The following is a 16,189-nucleotide window of genomic DNA, read 5'->3' as shown; positions in this document are numbered from 1 at the left end:
AACTCCCGTGCTTTTGCCCAAAGCTGCGGCTTGGGCATTCTGAAGCATCTGTAGGGCAAATGACGATGAGCGACCAGTCAGCAAAGCTGGAATGGCGGGACGCAAAGATCCCGGTCTCAACCCAGTTTGACGACCCGTATTTCAGCCTGGACAACGGGCTGGCCGAAACGCGGCATGTCTTTCTGGCGGGCAATGACCTGCCGGCGCGCTTTGCGCCCGGGTTTCACATTGCAGAACTGGGGTTTGGCACCGGGCTTAATCTATTGACCACCTGGCAGGCCTGGGACGCCGCAGGCATGACAACGCCGCTGCGGTTCACCAGCTTTGAGGCGTTTCCAATGGCGGCCGAGGAAATGGACCGGGCCTTGCAGGCCTTCCCAGAGCTCGCCCCCTACGCCGCCCGGCTGGTCGCGGCTTGGGCCGAGGACAAGACATTGGCGAACCTTCAGGGCCTTGAGGCGCGCGTGGTTCTGGGCGATGCGCGCCAGACACTGGCGGCGCAGGACTGGCAGGCAGATGCCTGGTACCTGGATGGGTTTTCGCCCGCCAAAAATCCCGAACTCTGGGACACGGCATTGATGGCAGAGGTCGGGCGACACACCTGCACAGGCGGCACCTGCGCGACTTATACGGCGGCGGGTTTTGTACGGCGCAATCTGGATGCCGCCGGATTTGACATCACCCGCGTGCCCGGATTTGGCCGCAAACGGCACATGTCCACCGGGCAAAAACGCGCGCCATGATCAAGACGGACAACCGCCTTGGCATTATACTGATGAGCCTGACGTCGCTGATCTTTGCCTTGCAGGACGGCATTTCACGGCATCTGGCGTCGGAATATAACGTCTTTGTGGTGGTGATGTTTCGCTACTGGTTTTTCGCCGGATTTGTGCTGATCCTCGCGCATCGCTCCGGCGGGATCACGCGCGCTTTGCAAAGCGAGAGGCGCTGGCTGCAGATCTTGCGCGGGCTGCTGCTGGCCCTGGAAATCTGCGTCACAGTGGGCGCGATTGCGCTTTTGGGGCTGACCGAAACCCATGCCATTTTTGTCTGCTATCCGCTGTTTATCGTCGCGCTGTCAGGGCCCTTTCTGGGCGAGCGCGTCGGCTGGCGGCGCTGGTTGGCGATTGCTGCCGGGTTCTGCGGCGTACTGATCATCCTGCAACCGGGCAGCGGGGTCTTTTCGCCCTTGTCAGCCATCCCGCTCCTGGGCGCGATGATGTTTGCCGCTTATGGTTTGCTAACACGTTATGCCGCGCGGTTTGACAGCTCTGCCACCAGCTATTTTTACACCGGTGTTGTCGGGGCCGTTGTCATGACGGTCATCGGGCTCTTGAACTGGGAGCCGATGGTCGGCACGGATTGGATCTGGCTTTTGATGCTGTGCAGCATGACGCTGCTCGGCCATTGGCTCTTGATCAAAACCTATGAATTTGGCGAGGCCAGCGCCGTGCAGCCCTTTGCTTACCTGCAGCTGCCTTTTGCGGCGATGGTGGGCATCACCGTGTTTTCGGAAACCCTGCGCCTGAATGTGGGCCTCGGCGCGGCCATCATTGTTCTGGCCGGGCTCTTCACGCTCTGGCGAGCAGAGCAATCCAAACCCTGAGCGGCCCCATCAGCCCGAAGTCAGGCTGCGGCCCACGAGTTCCTGACTGAACGGCACCGGCAACGGTGCTTTGCCCAGACGGGCGCGGTAAACCGGCAGGCTCTCCGCAACACGCATCACATAATTGCGGGTTTCGTTGAACGGAATGTGCTCGATCCAATCGACGATATCCATGCCGCCACGGCGGCGCGGGTCGCCATTGGTGGCCATCCAACGGGTCGGGCGACTGGGGCCTGCGTTATATCCGGCGGCCACCATGATGACATTGCCGTCAAACTCTTCGATCAGTTTCGCCAAATAGGCAGTGCCCAGCGTGACATTATAGGCCGGATCACTCAGCAAGCGGGGTTTTGAATAGGGGGTGCCAATCTCTTCGGCGACCTCTTTGGCGGTGCCCGGCAGGATTTGCATCAGCCCCTGTGCATTGGCTCCGCTGACGACTTTGGGGTCAAATTCGCTTTCGCGGCGCGCAATCGAGAGCACCATTTCCGGTGGCACGGGCAAATCCCGGCGCGTGGCCAGAGAATGCAGCGCGTAATAGGGCGCGGTGACGGTCTGCCCGTATTGCGCAAAACGCTTGCCAAGCATGACCGCCAAATGCGGCTCGTTCATGTCGATCGCCATCGCGCCCATGGCCGCCATGTTTGACGGGTCTTGCGTTTCGGCGAGATGGGTCCAGAACCGTTCTGCCAGGCTGAGTTCCCCGGCCGCATGCAGGGCCTGCGCCGCGCTGTGAACCGATGATTTGGTAAAGTCCGCCTGTCGCCATGCGCGCGGCAAACCCTCGCTCAGGCCGACATCAAACGGAACGCCGGCCTTTTCCGCCGCAAGCAACCCATAAAAGCTGGTCTGATGCGCCGCCCCGCCTTGATAGGCGCGTTGCGCAGCCTCCTTGTCACCCATTGCCTCATAGGCGCGGCCTATCCAATACCCTGCGCGCCCGTAGGAAATCGGCGTATCCACCGCCTGTTCAAACCGAATGAAATGCTGCAGCGCACGCTGCGGATTGTTCTGATAGCGCAGCGCCAAATAGCCGGACAGCCATTCAAGATCGGCATAGCTGCTGCCGTCTAATAGCCCATGGCCGCTGGCCAATTGATAAGCCGCACTATGGTTGCCCGCACGCATTTCGCTGCGCGCCAGGGCGCGTCGCCAGCCCGCCCAAGCGCTCGGCTTGCCCAAATTCCCGGCCTTGCTTTGCGCCAGTGCCAATTCGATCGCCGAGGCATTGCGCCCTTTGCGTGCGCGCCATGAAAACCGTTCATACGCCAGCCCGGGGTGCGCGGCCAGCGCGCTTGGCACCGCCTCAATCAGCGCATCCACACCGGGGGCGTCATCGCGCAGTGCCAGCCGTGCTGCGGCCAATTTTTGCCACCCTTCGCTGACCAGCGCATACATATCTGTGGCGTTGCGTTCCCAGCCATTCCACAATGCCATGTCCAGACGCGCCTCGTGATGTGGCGCAAGCACGCGCCCAAAATCCGCGAGATAGCGCGCCTGCAGGTCTGCCGACATGGCAAAGGAGGTCCAGGCGGTCACAATCTGGGCCTCAGCGGCAGGCCCCTGCCCGGCGGCCTTCAGGGCCTGCGCATAGGCCAAGGCCCCTTCGGCGGTTTGCGGTAGCGTGTCCGCGAAAAAACGGCGCACCTCATTTGGCGTGGCCAGCAAGAAGGCCGGTTCCATCTGTTTGCGTAGATAGGGCAGGCCCGGCCAATCGCCGCGACGCGCGAGGAAATCAATCGCCTCTTCCGCGCGCCCTTCGCCTGCGCGCAAACGATGCCAAGTCACAATGTCTTTGGAAATCTGCCCATCACGGGCGACGGCGGCTTCTGCCACTTCCCAATCGCCAAAGCGCACGCCCACCATGGCATCGCTCAGCTGCGCCGCGCCCAAGGACGGCACAAGAAGCGAGACGGCAAGAAAGCCGGTTTTCAGAACCTTTAACATGCTTGCATTTTCCCATGTGACACTGGATATGACCCGAAACCTAACATCCCGGCGCGGCGGGCCAATCCCTAACTTGGCAAAGTGGCAACATCCCGCTAGTGTCCGCGCGATCTGAAACGGGCGTTTCGCCCAGCTACGCAAAAAACAAAAGGAGCGTGTCATGTTCAAAGGGTCTTTTCCCGCACTCGTCACGCCGTTCGAGAACGGCGAGCTGGATTTGGATACGCTTAAGAAGCTGGTCGAATGGCATATCAACGAAGGAACCAATGGTTTTGTTCCCGTTGGCACCACCGGCGAATCCCCCACACTGTCGCATGAAGAGCATGAGACCGTAATCCAAGAAGTCGTGCGCGCCGCCGCTGGTCGCGTGCCGGTGATTGCGGGGGCTGGCAGCAACAACACCGCCGAAGCGATGCGCCTGATGCAGTTTGCCGAAAAAGCCGGTGCAGATGCCGGTCTTGTTGTGACGCCCTATTACAACAAGCCGACGCAACGCGGCCTGATTGCGCATTTCACTGCGCTGCATGATTGCTGCAACTTGCCGATCATCATCTACAACATTCCGGGCCGCTCGATCATCGACATGACGCCTGAGACCATGGGTGAGCTTGCGAAACTGCCGCGTATCATCGGGGTCAAAGACGCCACCGGCGATATCAACCGCGTCAGCCAGCAGCGCATTACCTGCGGCACCGATTTCATTCAGCTCTCCGGGGAGGACGGCACCGCGCTGGCGTTCAACGCCCATGGCGGCCAAGGCTGTATCTCGGTCACGGCGAACGTCGCGCCAAAGCTCTGCGCAGAATTCCAGGCCGCAACGCTGGCCGGTGATTATGCCACGGCGCTCGAATTGCAGGACCGCCTCTTCCCGCTGCACGAAGCCATCTTTGTGGAGCCGGGGCTGGTTGGCGCGAAATACGCAATGTCGCAGCTTGGGCTGTGTTCGGATGAGGTGCGCTCACCGCTCACCGGGCTGCTGGACAGCACCAAGGCGCAGATCGATGCCGCCATGCGTCACGCGGGCCTGATGAACTAAACGCAAGACAACGACAGCAAAAAGCCCCGGCAGTGACCGGGGCTTTTTTGTGAGGTGCAGGGTCTCAGCCGCGCAAAAGGGCCTCAGAGCCAATAAAGCGCCAATGTGCCCGCAATACCAAGCGCAAGCCCCGCTGTGCCGCCAGTTAGTACCCAGGGCCAGACGCGGCGCTGTGGGGCCTCCTCTTCGCTGGCCTGACGGATCAGCGCCGCTTCCACCAGCTTTGGCAGGCGCGGGCCGAACCGGCCGAGCACCCGCGCGGTTTTCATCAGATCCTGCGCCAGCGCACGGGGGCCGATGGAGTCTTTGATATAGCCCCCGACCACGGGTTTGGCGACGTCCCAGATGTTGATCGTGTTATCGAGCGAGCGCGCCACACCCTCGACCACAACCATAGTGCGTTGCAGTAGGATCAGCTCGGTGCGGGTTTCCATGCCGAAACGTTCGGTGACTTCAAAGAGGTAATTGAGCAAACGGCCCATGGAAATCCTGGTGGCGTCCATGCCGAAAATCGGCTCGCCGACCGCGCGCAGGGCGCGGGCAAACTCATCCACATCCTGATGCGCCGAGACATAGCCTGCCTCAAAATGTACCTCAGCGACACGCTGATAGTCGCGCTGGATGAACCCAAAGAGGATCTCGGCATAGACCCGGCGGGTGTATTCATCGATATGCCCCATGATGCCAAAATCATAGGCAATGATGTCCCCATTGGCCGCAACCTTCAGATTGCCTTGATGCATATCCGCGTGAAAGAACCCATCGCGCAAGGCGTGGCTGAGAAAGAGTTGCAGCACCCGGCTGCCGAGCGCGTGGCGATCATGCCCTGCGGCGTCCAGCGCGGCGTTATCGCCAAGTGACACGCCTTCGGCCCAATCCATCGTCATCACGCGGCGGCTCGAATATTCCCATTTGACGACAGGCACCTGAAAGCCCGCATCGCCCTGGGTATTGGCGGAAAATTCACTGGCTGACGCGCTTTCAAGCCGCAGATCCAACTCGCCGGTCACGACACCGTCAAAATGTTCGATCACCGCCCGCGGGCGCAGGCGGCGCGAAAACGGCGCGATGAATTCAATGACATCCGCAGCAAAGTAAAACGCATCCACGTCTTTGCGAAACGCGCGCTCGATACCCGGACGCAGCACTTTGACTGCCACGGTTTCGCCGGTATCGGCCAAGCGCGCCTTGTGGACCTGCGCAATCGACGCAGCGGCGACAGGTTCGGAGAATTCGGAAAACACCGCATCCGCCGGACGGCCGAGCTCTTGGGCGACGGCCTGTTTGGCGGCGGCAATGCTAAACGGGGGCAGCTTGTCCTGCAGGACACGCAGCTGCGTGGCCATTTCTGCGCCCACCACATCTGGGCGTGTCGAGAGAACCTGTCCGAACTTGATATAGGCCGGGCCAAGCGCTGTCAGCGCACGCACAACCGGCGGCTGGGTCACGTCGCCTTTGATGCCGAGCCAGCGAAACGGCCAGACCAAGCTGCGCGCCAGGATGCGCAAGGCGCGGGGTGCCTCAAATGCGGTTAAGACAACGCCCATTGCGCCGGTGCGTTCAAGGGTGGCCCCAGTGCGGATGAGGCGCCAGATATTGTGAGGTCCGCGCATGTTAGATTTTCCAACCCGAATGCAGCGCGGCAATGCCCAAGCTGAGGTTGCGGTATTTCGCGTTTTCAAACCCCGCCTGACGCACCATGCCCAGGAAAGTCTCCTGATCCGGGAATTTGCGGATGCTTTCGACCAGATATTGATAGCTGTCGCGATCATCGGCGATCAACTTACCCATTTCCGGGATCACATTGAAGGAATAGCGATCATAGGCCCATTGCATCGCCGGGTTCGGCAGCTGGCTGAATTCCAGCACCATCAGGCGGCCACCGGGTTTGAGCACACGGTAAGCTTCGTTCAGCGCCTCTTGCGGGCGCGTGACATTCCGGATGCCAAAGCTGATGGTGTAGACATCAAAGCTGTTGTCGGCAAAGGGCAGCGCCATGGCGTCGCCCACCACCCAATCAAGGCTCTCGGCGAGATTGTCCGCCTCGGCGCGCTGCCGGCCGGCGACAAGCATCGGTTCGGTCAGATCACAGACCGTGGCATGGCCCTCGCCTGCCCGCGCGAGAAAGCGGAACGAGATGTCTCCGGTGCCGCCGGCGACATCCAAAAGCCTCTGACCGGGACGCGGCGCAAGCCAATCCATCATCGCGTCTTTCCAGATGCGGTGGATCCCCATGCTCATCACGTCATTCATCACGTCGTACTTGCTGGCAACCGAGCCAAAGACCCCCTGCACACGCCCGGCCTTTTCGGATTCTGGAACGGTTTCGAACCCGAAATGGGTGGTTCTTTGCTCTTGCTCGCTCATGTCACTGCCATCTTTGCTGTTGCGCCTTACATATAGGGCGATTGCGGCCCAGACAATGCGCTGTATGGCCGCCGCGTTTCGCTGTATGCAGAGGCAAGCCAAGCCAAAGGACCACAATGCCCGAATTACCCGAAGTTGAAACCGTGCGGCGCGGTCTTGCGCCCGTGATGGAGGCGGTGCAGATCGCCAAGGCGCATGTGAATCGCCCTGACCTGCGCTGGCCGTTTCCAGAAAACATGGCCGATCGGCTGACCGGCGCGACGGTGCAGCAGCTGCGGCGGCGCTCGAAATATATTCTGGCCGAGCTGTCCACCGGTGAAACCCTGCTCATTCATCTTGGCATGTCCGGACGGATGCTGATCTCTGGTGATCCGCTGGGGCGCTTCCAACACGACCACCCCGCGCCGCAAAAACACGACCATGTGGTGTTTGAAATGGCCAATGGCGCGCGCATCACGTTTAACGATCCGCGCCGCTTCGGGGCCATGGACTTGCTGGACACGGCAACCGCGCCGCAGCATCCCTTGCTGGCCTCTATTGGCCCTGAACCTCTGAGCAATGATTTTAACGAGTCCTATCTGATTGCGCGGCTTCAGGGACGGCGCACGCCGATCAAATCTGCGCTGCTGGATCAGAAAATTGTCGCCGGTTTGGGGAACATCTATGTCTGCGAGGCGCTCTTCAGAGCGAAAATCAGCCCAATACGCCACGTCAACACATTAAAAGAAACCGAGGTTCGCCCGCTTGTTTCGATCATTCGCCAGGTGCTGTCCGATGCCATTGAAGCGGGGGGATCATCGTTGCGAGATTTTCGCCAAGCCAATGGAGAACTTGGATATTTTCAGCATCGCTTTGATGTTTATGGACGCGAAGGGGACCCCTGCCGAACCCCGGGCTGTGCGGGGGTCATTGGCCGAATCACGCAGTCCGGTCGGTCATCCTTCTATTGTCCGCAATGCCAAAGATAACTTGATCCACCCCCTCCAGATGGTAAGGAATCGTTCCTGACCGGAAACAACAGAAAGCAGATACATGGCTTTTGAGACGATCATCGTCGAAGTTGAAGATCACGTAGCACTGATCAAGCTGAATCGCCCAGACGCATTGAATGCGCTGAACTCGCAGTTGCTGGGCGAACTGGCACAGGCCCTGGAGGAAGCGGACACCAACGACAAGGTGCGCTGCATTGTCCTGACCGGATCGGAAAAGGCCTTTGCTGCCGGGGCCGATATCAAAGAGATGGCCGAAAAGACATTCGTGGACATGTTCCTGTCGAATTTCTTTGCCCGCGAAGGTGACGCCGTGGTCAACACCCGTAAGCCGATCATCGCCGCGGTATCTGGCTATGCCCTAGGCGGGGGCTGCGAACTGGCGATGATGTGCGATTTCATCATTGCCTCGGACACCGCAAAATTCGGCCAGCCGGAAATCAACCTTGGCGTCATCGCCGGGATCGGCGGCACGCAGCGCCTGACGCGCCTTGTCGGCAAGTCCAAATCCATGGACATGCATCTGACCGGACGCTTCATGGACGCCGAAGAAGCAGAGCGGGCCGGATTGGTGTCGCGTGTTGTGCCGGCCAAAAAGCTGATGGACGAAGCTTTGGGCGCAGCGCAGAAGATTGCGGTGAAATCCGTGATCGCCTCGATGGCCGCGAAAGAAGCGGTGAACCGCGCCTATGAGACCACGCTGTCCGAAGGCATTCTGTTTGAACGCCGCCTCTTCCATTCGCTCTTTGCGACTGAGGATCAAAAGGAGGGCATGGAAGCCTTCCAGGAGAAGCGCGAGGCGCAATTCCGCGGCAAGTGATCTTGCGCTGCATCAACGAAGAAGGCCGCCGCTTGGGCGGCCTTTGTCATGTCTGGGTTACATAGATTTGCGATTCTCTTCGCAAGGCCCCAGACGATGAAACAGACCGTTTCTTGAGCGTTGCCAATCGGCCACGATTCGATGCCCTGAATTAACGCTTTCCAAGCGGCGGGAATCTCTGTATACGCCGCCGTCATACATGCGCGTGATGCCCGCTTAGGCAAGAATCGTCCCAAGAGATTGGGCAGACCCGTTTGGGCGGCAGTCACGCAACCGCATCGCAACGAACACGAAATAAAGGTCTGAGATTCATGGCAAACTCACCACAAGCTAAAAAACGCGCCCGTCAGAACGAGCGTCGTTTCGCCGTCAACAAAGCACGCCGTTCGCGCATCCGCACCTTCCTGCGCACCGTCGAAGAAGCGATCGCTTCCGGCGATCAATCTGCAGCAGCTGAAGCGCTGAAAGCAGCACAACCAGAAGTAATGCGCGGCGTGACCAAAGGCGTCTTCCACAAGAACACCGCTTCGCGCAAAATCTCGCGTCTGGCGGCACGTGTAAAAGCCCTGGGCTAAGTCCCTATCAAAGCTTTGAAATTTAAGGCGCTGTCGTTTTGGCAGCGCCTTATTTTTATGTCATTCCCGACGCCCCAAAGAGATTCTTTTTTCGCTTTTGCAGAGTCAAGATCGAAGATCGGTTGCTCGGAACAAGTCGGAATTGCTACCTTCAATCCAGCGATTCACATCGTCACATCGGGGGGCCGGCGCGAAATAGCGAAACCGCTAAATCGCAGCTTGCATTACAACTCAAAGTGCATTCGCCGCATTCAGGCGGGGTATTGAGTATTGCAAGAAGCCATGCCTGTTTGCTCGCACTTAGTGCGCAAGAAAGACATGATGCCAGAGAAAGTGGGGACTTTCTCGGGACAGGAAAGTTATGTCTTGTTGCCATTCTGTGTTGCGACCTTCTGCCCGCTGCGACCCTGTGATTGCTTAGGGAAGGCAATAGACGGGGCGTAAGCCCATTGGCAGAAGCGGAATCGGGGACGAATGACACAGGAACAGTGGGGGTCACTTCAGGAAGACCTTCTGAACACCGTTGGGCAGAACAACTACAAAGCTTGGATCGAACCGCTGCAACTCGCGGAGCTGAGCGATGGCGTGGCCACCTTTACAGTGCCAACCAACTTCATCGGCAACTATGTCTCGCAAAACTTTGGTGATCTGATCATTCATCAGCTTTCGCAAGCGGGTGAAGACGTACAGCGCGTCCATTTCCGCGTTGGGTCTGCGGCCAATCGCAATCACGCCAGCAGCAGCAAACCAAACGCCGGCGCACGCGCTGTCGCTGCTGACGCAAGCTCCCTGAAAACCGATCTGCCCGGTGCCCCGCTGGATGCGCGCTTTACATTTGATACCTTTGTCGTCGGCAAGCCGAACGAGCTTGCCAATGCCGCCGCCCGGCGCGTCGCCGAAGGCGGCCCAGTGACCTTCAACCCGCTGTTCCTTTACGGTGGGGTTGGCCTTGGTAAAACCCACCTGATGCACGCCATCGCCTGGGAATTGCAGACGCAGCGCCCGGACCTGAATGTGCTTTACCTGTCGGCTGAACAATTCATGTATCGCTTTGTGCAGGCACTGCGCGACCGCAAGATGATGGACTTCAAAGAGCTGTTCCGCTCTGTGGATGTCCTGATGGTGGATGACGTGCAGTTTATCGCTGGCAAGGATTCCACACAGGAAGAGTTCTTCCACACGTTCAACGCGCTGGTGGATCAGAACAAACAGATCATCATTTCGGCCGATCGCGCGCCCGGTGAGATCAAGGATATGGAAGATCGCATTCGCTCGCGCCTGCAATGCGGCCTTGTGGTCGATCTGCATCCCACCGACTACGAATTGCGCCTTGGCATCCTGCAAAGCAAGGTGGACCAATACAAAGCGCAATATCCCGACCTGCAACTTGCGCCCGGCGTGCTGGAGTTTCTGGCCCATCGCATTTCCACCAACGTGCGCGTTCTGGAAGGGGCTCTGACCCGCCTCTTTGCCTTCGCCTCGCTTGTGGGCCGCGAAATCACCATGGAGCTGACGCAGGATTGCCTGTCGGACGTTCTGCGCGCCAGCGAGCGCAAGATCAGCGTTGAAGAGATTCAGCGTCGCGTGGCCGACCATTACAACATTCGCCTGTCCGACATGATCGGCCCCAAGCGTGTGCGCACCTTTGCCCGGCCACGTCAGGTCGCCATGTTCCTGTGCAAACAGCTGACCAGCCGCAGCCTGCCTGAAATCGGCCGCCGCTTTGGTGGGCGCGACCACACCACGGTCATGCACGGTGTGAAACGCATCGAAGAGCTGCGCAGTTCTGACGGTCAGATCGCCGAAGATCTGGAAATGCTGCGTCGCGCGCTGGAAGCGTAACATTAACGCCATTCAAACAGACAAAGCGGGCCCACTTGGGTCCGCTTTTTCCATGGCCGCTTGACGCCCCTTAAATTACGGTTGAAAAAGCAAAAAAGGCTTGAGCGCGAAGGGGAAACAGCTACTGTGAGCACCCCGGCACAAGGCCCGGCACTCGGAGGATGAAGAGATGAAAATCAGCATCGAACGCGGCACCCTGCTGAAAGCGGTATCTCAGGCCCAATCTGTGGTCGAAAGACGCAACACCATCCCTATTCTGGCCAATGTGCTGATCGAAGCTGACGGCAATACCGTCCAGTTCCGCGCGACCGATCTGGACATTGAGGTCGTCGACAAAGCTGCGGCCATGGTCGAGCGTGGCGGTGCCACCACGGTCTCGGCCAACACGCTACATGAGATCGTCCGCAAATTGCCGGACGGTGCCTTGGTGACATTGACGGATGACCCGGCCACCGGCCGCCTGACTGTGGAGGCCGGCCGCTCGAATTTTTCTTTGGCGACCCTGCCAAAAGAAGATTTTCCCGTGATGGCCAGCTCGGAATATGCCAGCAACTTCACGGCCAAAGCCGCGCAGCTGCGCCGACTCTTTGACAAGTCAAAATTCGCCATTTCCACTGAGGAAACCCGCTATTACCTCAACGGGGTCTACATGCATACGTCGGATGCGGACGGCGGCAAGGTGCTGCGCTGCGTGGCCACCGATGGCCACCGTCTGGCGCGTATTGATGCCGAACTGCCCGAGGGGGCGTCTGACATGCCCGGCGTCATCGTGCCGCGCAAAACCGTTGGCGAGCTGCGTAAGCTGCTGGATGACGACGATATGGACATTGCCGTGTCGGTCTCGGAAACCAAGGTGCGCTTTGCCACCCCCGACATCACGCTGACCTCCAAAGTGATCGACGGCACCTTCCCCGATTACACCCGCGTCATTCCAACCGGCAACACCCGCCGCCTTGAGGTCGACGCCGCAGAGTTTGCGCAGGCCGTGGATCGTGTCGCAACCGTCTCTTCCGAACGTTCGCGCGCGGTGAAACTGGCGCTGGACGAAGACCGATTGATCCTGTCGGTGAATGCGCCGGATTCCGGGGCCGCCGAAGAAGAACTGGCCGTGGCCTATGGTGATGAGCGGCTTGAGATCGGGTTCAACGCCAAATACCTGCTGGAAATCGCCAGCCAAGTGGATCGTGAAAATGCCGTTTTCATGTTTAATTCCGCCGGCGATCCGACCCTGATGCGCGAAGGCAATGACACCACGGCCGTCTATGTCGTGATGCCGATGCGCGTGTGACAGGACGACACGGCATATCTTTTTTCCATAGGGCCTCCGCAATTGCGTCGGGGGCCTTATGACTCTTGCCGTCACCAGCCTGAGCCTCAGCCATTTTCGCAGCCACAGGCACAGCCGCCTCGCCTGCGACAGCCGGCCCATTGCCATTTACGGTGCCAATGGCGCAGGCAAGACCAATATTCTCGAAGCGGTTTCGCTGTTCTCTCCGGGACGCGGCATTCGCCGGGCCTCCGCGCAGGACATGACGCGCAGGCCCGAGGCACTCGGTTGGAAAGTCAGCGGCACATTGGCGGCGGCCGAAACAGTGCACGAAGTCGAAACCTGGTCCGACAAAGGCGCGGCACGTCAGGTCAAGTTGAATGGCAAGGCAGCGCCACAGACGCGGCTGGGCGAACTCTGCCGGGTTATCTGGCTGATCCCGGCGATGGACCGGCTCTGGATCGAAGGGGCCGAAGGCCGCCGCCGGTTTCTGGATCGAACGGCGCTGTCTTTTTTTCCAGATCACGCCGAGGCGGCACTGACCTATGAAAAAACCATGCGCGAACGGAACCGCCTGCTGAAAGACCAGATCCGCGATGGCCATTGGTACAAGGCGTTGGAGGATCAGATGGCCGGGGCTGCGGAAAAGCTGCACGCCAATCGAACGCGCACGTTAACCTTTCTACGCGACGCGCAGGCGCAGGCCGAGACGGCCTTTCCGGTGGCCGAACTTGACCTGCAACACCCAGATGAGGCCACGCCCGTCACAGCCGAAGAATTTCGCGCCGCCTTTGCCGACAGCCGCCCACGCGATCTGCAGGCAGGACGCACATTGGTGGGGCCACATCGCGCCGATCTCTTTGGGACCTATGCCGCCAAGGGCGTGCCTGCAGCAGATTGCTCCACGGGCGAGCAGAAGGCGCTGCTGATCTCGTTGATCCTGGCCAACGCCCGCGCTTTGGCCATGCAAATTGGCGCGCCCCCCATCCTCCTTCTGGACGAAGTGGCCGCGCATCTGGATGCAGGCCGGCGCGCCGCGCTTTATGATGAAATCACCGCTCTGAGCGCGCAGGCCTGGATGACAGGCACCGACAAGGCGCTGTTTGAAACGCTTGAGACCCGCGCCCAGTTCCTGACGGTCTCTGACAGCGGCGGCCTTTCAGAGGTACGCTGATTTAGGCGAAACTTGAGCCGCAGACACCCCCAGCGAAACCGCGCCGAACGCAGCGGAAAAATACGCCGGATTGCGTGACATTACCGGGCTGAAACGGTATAAAATCCGCAACGAACAAAGGACCAAAGCACATGAGCGACAGCGCGCAAAACACCGAGCAATATGGCGCGGATTCTATTAAGGTTCTCAAAGGCTTGGAAGCGGTCCGCAAACGGCCCGGCATGTATATCGGTGACACCGACGACGGCTCAGGCCTGCATCACATGGTTTATGAAGTCGTGGACAACGGCATCGACGAAGCCTTGGCCAAACATGCCGATTTCGTCAGCGTGAAAATTCATGCCGATAGCTCGATTTCTGTCGCCGACAACGGGCGGGGCATTCCGGTGGACATCCACCCCGAAGAAGGCGTCTCTGCCGCCGAGGTCATCATGACCCAGCTGCACGCTGGGGGTAAATTTGACAGCAACTCCTACAAGGTGTCCGGCGGCCTGCACGGCGTGGGTGTGTCGGTTGTGAACGCGCTGTCTGACTGGCTGGAGCTGCGCGTCTGGCGCAATGGCAAGGAACACTTCGCCCGCTTTGAAGGCGGCGAGACCACCGAACATCTGAAAGTGGTCGGCGAGGCCGGCGATCGCACCGGGACCGAGGTGCGCTTCCTCGCGGCGACCACGACCTTCTCAAATCTCGAATATTCCTTTGACACGCTCGAAAAGCGCCTGCGCGAGCTGGCGTTTCTGAATTCCGGTGTCCGCATCATCCTTGAAGATGAACGTCCTGCCGAACCGGTGAAAACAGAACTGTTTTACGAAGGCGGCGTGAAAGAATTCGTCAAATACGTCGATCGTCACAAAACCCCAATGCTGGAAGAGCCGATCTATGTGAACGGTGAAAAGGACGACATCGGCGTTGAGGTCGCGATGTGGTGGAATGACAGCTACCATGAAACGGTGCTGCCCTTTACCAACAACATTCCGCAGCGCGATGGCGGCACCCATATCGCCGGTTTCCGCGGCGCGCTGACCCGCACGCTGACCAAATATGCGCAGGAAAGTGGCATCGCGAAGAAAGAAAAGATCAACTTCACCGGCGATGACGCCCGCGAGGGGCTGACCTGCGTGCTTTCTGTCAAAGTGCCGGACCCGAAATTTTCATCGCAGACCAAAGACAAGCTGGTGTCTTCTGAGGTGCGCCCCGCTGTCGAAGGGCTGATGGGGGAAAAGCTGTCCGAATGGTTTGAAGAAAACCCAAATGCAGCCAAAATGATCGTCGGCAAGATCATCGAAGCGGCCATGGCCCGTGAAGCCGCGCGCAAAGCGCGCGAGCTGACCCGCCGCAAAACCGCGATGGATGTGAATTACCTGGCCGGCAAGCTGAAGGATTGTTCCGAAAAAGACCCGTCCAAAACCGAAGTCTTCCTGGTGGAGGGTGACTCTGCTGGCGGGTCCGCCCAAACAGGCCGGGATCGCGGCACACAGGCCGTCTTGCCCCTGCGCGGCAAGATCCTGAACGTCGAACGCGCGCGCTTTGATCGCATGCTGTCCAGCCAGGAAATCGGCAACCTCGTCATGGCGCTTGGCACCGGGATTGGCCGGGATGAATTCAACGTCGACAAACTGCGCTACCACAAGGTGGTGATCATGACTGATGCGGACGTTGACGGCGCGCACATTCGCACCCTGCTGTTGACCTTCTTCTATCGCCAGATGCCAGAGCTGATCGAACGGGGCCACCTCTATATCGCGCAGCCGCCGCTTTATAAGGTCGCGCGCGGCAAGTCCGAAGTCTATCTCAAGGATCAGGCGGCGCTGGATGATTACCTGGTGGAACAGGGCGTGGAAGGCGCGATCCTGCGGCTGGGCAGCGGCGAAGAGATCGTCGGGGCTGACCTCGGCCGCGTGGTGAACGAGGCGCGGCAGCTCAAGCGGGTGCTGGACGCCTTCCCCACCCATTATCCGCGCCATATTCTGGAGCAAGCGGCCATCGCCGGGGCCTTTGTGCCCGGCGCGATCGAAGCCGACCTGCAGGGCGTCGCCGACAAGGTGGCTGCACGGCTTGACCTGATTGCACTGGAGTATGAGCGCGGCTGGCAAGGCCGGATCACTCAGGATCACGGCATCAAGCTGGCGCGCATTCTGCGCGGCGTCGAAGAGGTGCGCACGCTGGACGGGCCCATGCTGCGTTCTGGCGAGGCGCGCAAGACCGGCAGCTTTACCCAAAGCCTGCAGGAAACCTATGGTACGACAGCCACTTTGGTACGCAAGGAACGCTCGCAGCTGATCCAGGGCCCGCTGGATCTGATGAACGCGATCCTGACCGAAGGCGAGCGTGGCCTGACCCTGCAACGCTATAAGGGCCTAGGTGAGATGAACCCCGACCAGCTGTGGGAAACCACGCTTGACCCGGATGCGCGCACGCTGCTGCAGGTGAAGGTCGAGGACATGGCAGATGCCGATGACCTCTTTACCAAGCTGATGGGCGACGTGGTGGAGCCACGCCGCGAGTTCATCCAGAAAAACGCCCTGAGCGTCGAGAACCTGGATTTCTAAAGGCAGCGGGGCGCTGG

At 59.6% G+C, this 16,189-nt stretch carries 13 protein-coding genes; 10 read left to right on the top strand and 3 right to left on the bottom strand.

What is annotated here, in order from left to right:
• Window positions 1-65 precede the first annotated feature (65 nt).
• Together mnmD and N6L24_RS06895 are read left to right on the top strand one after the other, a co-directional pair.
• Window positions 66-743 (top strand): tRNA (5-methylaminomethyl-2-thiouridine)(34)-methyltransferase MnmD, encoded by a 678-nt coding sequence (mnmD, locus tag N6L24_RS06900; protein WP_271843928.1) that lies wholly within the window; start codon window positions 66-68, stop codon window positions 741-743.
• Entirely contained in the window at window positions 740-1,606 is an 867-nt protein-coding gene (locus N6L24_RS06895) for a DMT family transporter (protein WP_271843927.1), read from the top strand. Before mnmD ends, N6L24_RS06895 begins: the two co-directional genes overlap by 4 nt.
• Window positions 1,607-1,615: 9 nt before the next feature.
• On the opposite strand, the gene N6L24_RS06890 is transcribed toward N6L24_RS06895, so the two are convergent.
• Complete coding sequence (locus tag N6L24_RS06890; RefSeq protein WP_271843926.1) at window positions 1,616-3,553, bottom strand: lytic transglycosylase domain-containing protein; 1,938 nt, start codon at window positions 3,551-3,553, stop codon at window positions 1,616-1,618.
• Between the two features lie 160 nt (window positions 3,554-3,713).
• Here N6L24_RS06890 and dapA point away from each other — a divergent pair, with 160 nt between their 5' ends.
• On the top strand, window positions 3,714-4,589 hold the full coding sequence (gene dapA, locus N6L24_RS06885; RefSeq protein WP_271843925.1) for a 4-hydroxy-tetrahydrodipicolinate synthase: 876 nt from the start codon (window positions 3,714-3,716) through the stop codon (window positions 4,587-4,589).
• 83 nt (window positions 4,590-4,672) lie between these two features.
• Here the strand turns inward: dapA and ubiB are convergent, their stop codons facing one another.
• The gene (gene ubiB / locus N6L24_RS06880; protein WP_271843924.1) at window positions 4,673-6,202 is read right to left on the bottom strand and encodes a 2-polyprenylphenol 6-hydroxylase; all 1,530 of its coding nucleotides are present in this window, start codon (window positions 6,200-6,202) and stop codon (window positions 4,673-4,675) included.
• Between the two features lies 1 nt (window position 6,203).
• A complete protein-coding gene (ubiE, locus tag N6L24_RS06875; RefSeq protein ID WP_271843923.1) occupies window positions 6,204-6,956 on the bottom strand; it encodes a bifunctional demethylmenaquinone methyltransferase/2-methoxy-6-polyprenyl-1,4-benzoquinol methylase UbiE in 753 nt (250 codons plus the stop codon).
• 116 nt (window positions 6,957-7,072) lie between these two features.
• Here ubiE and mutM point away from each other — a divergent pair, with 116 nt between their 5' ends.
• The 7 genes from mutM (at window position 7,073) to gyrB (ending at window position 16,172) form a co-directional block, all read left to right on the top strand.
• Window positions 7,073-7,924 (top strand): bifunctional DNA-formamidopyrimidine glycosylase/DNA-(apurinic or apyrimidinic site) lyase, encoded by an 852-nt coding sequence (gene mutM / locus N6L24_RS06870; protein WP_271843922.1) that lies wholly within the window; start codon window positions 7,073-7,075, stop codon window positions 7,922-7,924.
• A gap of 64 nt (window positions 7,925-7,988) precedes the next feature.
• Window positions 7,989-8,765: an enoyl-CoA hydratase gene (locus tag N6L24_RS06865; RefSeq protein ID WP_271843921.1), complete on the top strand. Its 777-nt coding sequence runs from the start codon at window positions 7,989-7,991 to the stop codon at window positions 8,763-8,765.
• Between the two features lie 311 nt (window positions 8,766-9,076).
• On the top strand, window positions 9,077-9,340 hold the full coding sequence (gene rpsT / locus N6L24_RS06860; protein WP_271843920.1) for a 30S ribosomal protein S20: 264 nt from the start codon (window positions 9,077-9,079) through the stop codon (window positions 9,338-9,340).
• 474 nt (window positions 9,341-9,814) lie between these two features.
• Window positions 9,815-11,182: a chromosomal replication initiator protein DnaA gene (gene dnaA, locus N6L24_RS06855; RefSeq protein ID WP_271843919.1), complete on the top strand. Its 1,368-nt coding sequence runs from the start codon at window positions 9,815-9,817 to the stop codon at window positions 11,180-11,182.
• A gap of 169 nt (window positions 11,183-11,351) precedes the next feature.
• Window positions 11,352-12,470 carry a DNA polymerase III subunit beta gene (gene dnaN, locus N6L24_RS06850; RefSeq protein ID WP_271843918.1) on the top strand — a complete coding sequence of 373 codons (1,119 nt, stop codon included), beginning with the start codon at window positions 11,352-11,354 and terminating at the stop codon, window positions 12,468-12,470.
• A 58-nt stretch (window positions 12,471-12,528) separates the two neighbouring features.
• Entirely contained in the window at window positions 12,529-13,623 is a 1,095-nt protein-coding gene (gene recF, locus N6L24_RS06845; RefSeq protein WP_271843917.1) for a DNA replication/repair protein RecF, read from the top strand.
• Window positions 13,624-13,754: 131 nt separating this feature from the next.
• Entirely contained in the window at window positions 13,755-16,172 is a 2,418-nt protein-coding gene (gene gyrB, locus N6L24_RS06840; protein ID WP_271843916.1) for a DNA topoisomerase (ATP-hydrolyzing) subunit B, read from the top strand.
• Window positions 16,173-16,189: the final 17 nt, after the last annotated feature.

Origin of the sequence: Cognatishimia sp. SS12 (assembly GCF_028369055.1) — a bacterium.
In the GTDB taxonomy this organism is placed as follows: domain Bacteria; phylum Pseudomonadota; class Alphaproteobacteria; order Rhodobacterales; family Rhodobacteraceae; genus Cognatishimia.
Note: the sequence above shows the minus strand (reverse complement) of the source record. Positions and strands in the feature narration are given on the sequence as shown.

Bases quoted from the DNA above. Each gene is read 5' to 3' on its own strand.
- mnmD (WP_271843928.1), top strand. From the start codon at position 66: ATGAGCGACCAGTCAGCAAAGCTGGAATGGCGGGACGCAAAGATCCCG.
- N6L24_RS06865 (WP_271843921.1), top strand. From the start codon at position 7,989: ATGGCTTTTGAGACGATCATCGTCGAAGTTGAAGATCACGTAGCACTG.
- gyrB (WP_271843916.1), top strand. From the start codon at position 13,755: ATGAGCGACAGCGCGCAAAACACCGAGCAATATGGCGCGGATTCTATT.
- N6L24_RS06895 (WP_271843927.1), top strand. From the start codon at position 740: ATGATCAAGACGGACAACCGCCTTGGCATTATACTGATGAGCCTGACG.
- dapA (WP_271843925.1), top strand. From the start codon at position 3,714: ATGTTCAAAGGGTCTTTTCCCGCACTCGTCACGCCGTTCGAGAACGGC.
- dnaN (WP_271843918.1), top strand. From the start codon at position 11,352: ATGAAAATCAGCATCGAACGCGGCACCCTGCTGAAAGCGGTATCTCAG.
- recF (WP_271843917.1), top strand. From the start codon at position 12,529: ATGACTCTTGCCGTCACCAGCCTGAGCCTCAGCCATTTTCGCAGCCAC.
- ubiE (WP_271843923.1), bottom strand. From the start codon at position 6,956: ATGAGCGAGCAAGAGCAAAGAACCACCCATTTCGGGTTCGAAACCGTT.
- dnaA (WP_271843919.1), top strand. From the start codon at position 9,815: ATGACACAGGAACAGTGGGGGTCACTTCAGGAAGACCTTCTGAACACC.
- mutM (WP_271843922.1), top strand. From the start codon at position 7,073: ATGCCCGAATTACCCGAAGTTGAAACCGTGCGGCGCGGTCTTGCGCCC.
- ubiB (WP_271843924.1), bottom strand. From the start codon at position 6,202: ATGCGCGGACCTCACAATATCTGGCGCCTCATCCGCACTGGGGCCACC.
- N6L24_RS06890 (WP_271843926.1), bottom strand. From the start codon at position 3,553: ATGTTAAAGGTTCTGAAAACCGGCTTTCTTGCCGTCTCGCTTCTTGTG.
- rpsT (WP_271843920.1), top strand. From the start codon at position 9,077: ATGGCAAACTCACCACAAGCTAAAAAACGCGCCCGTCAGAACGAGCGT.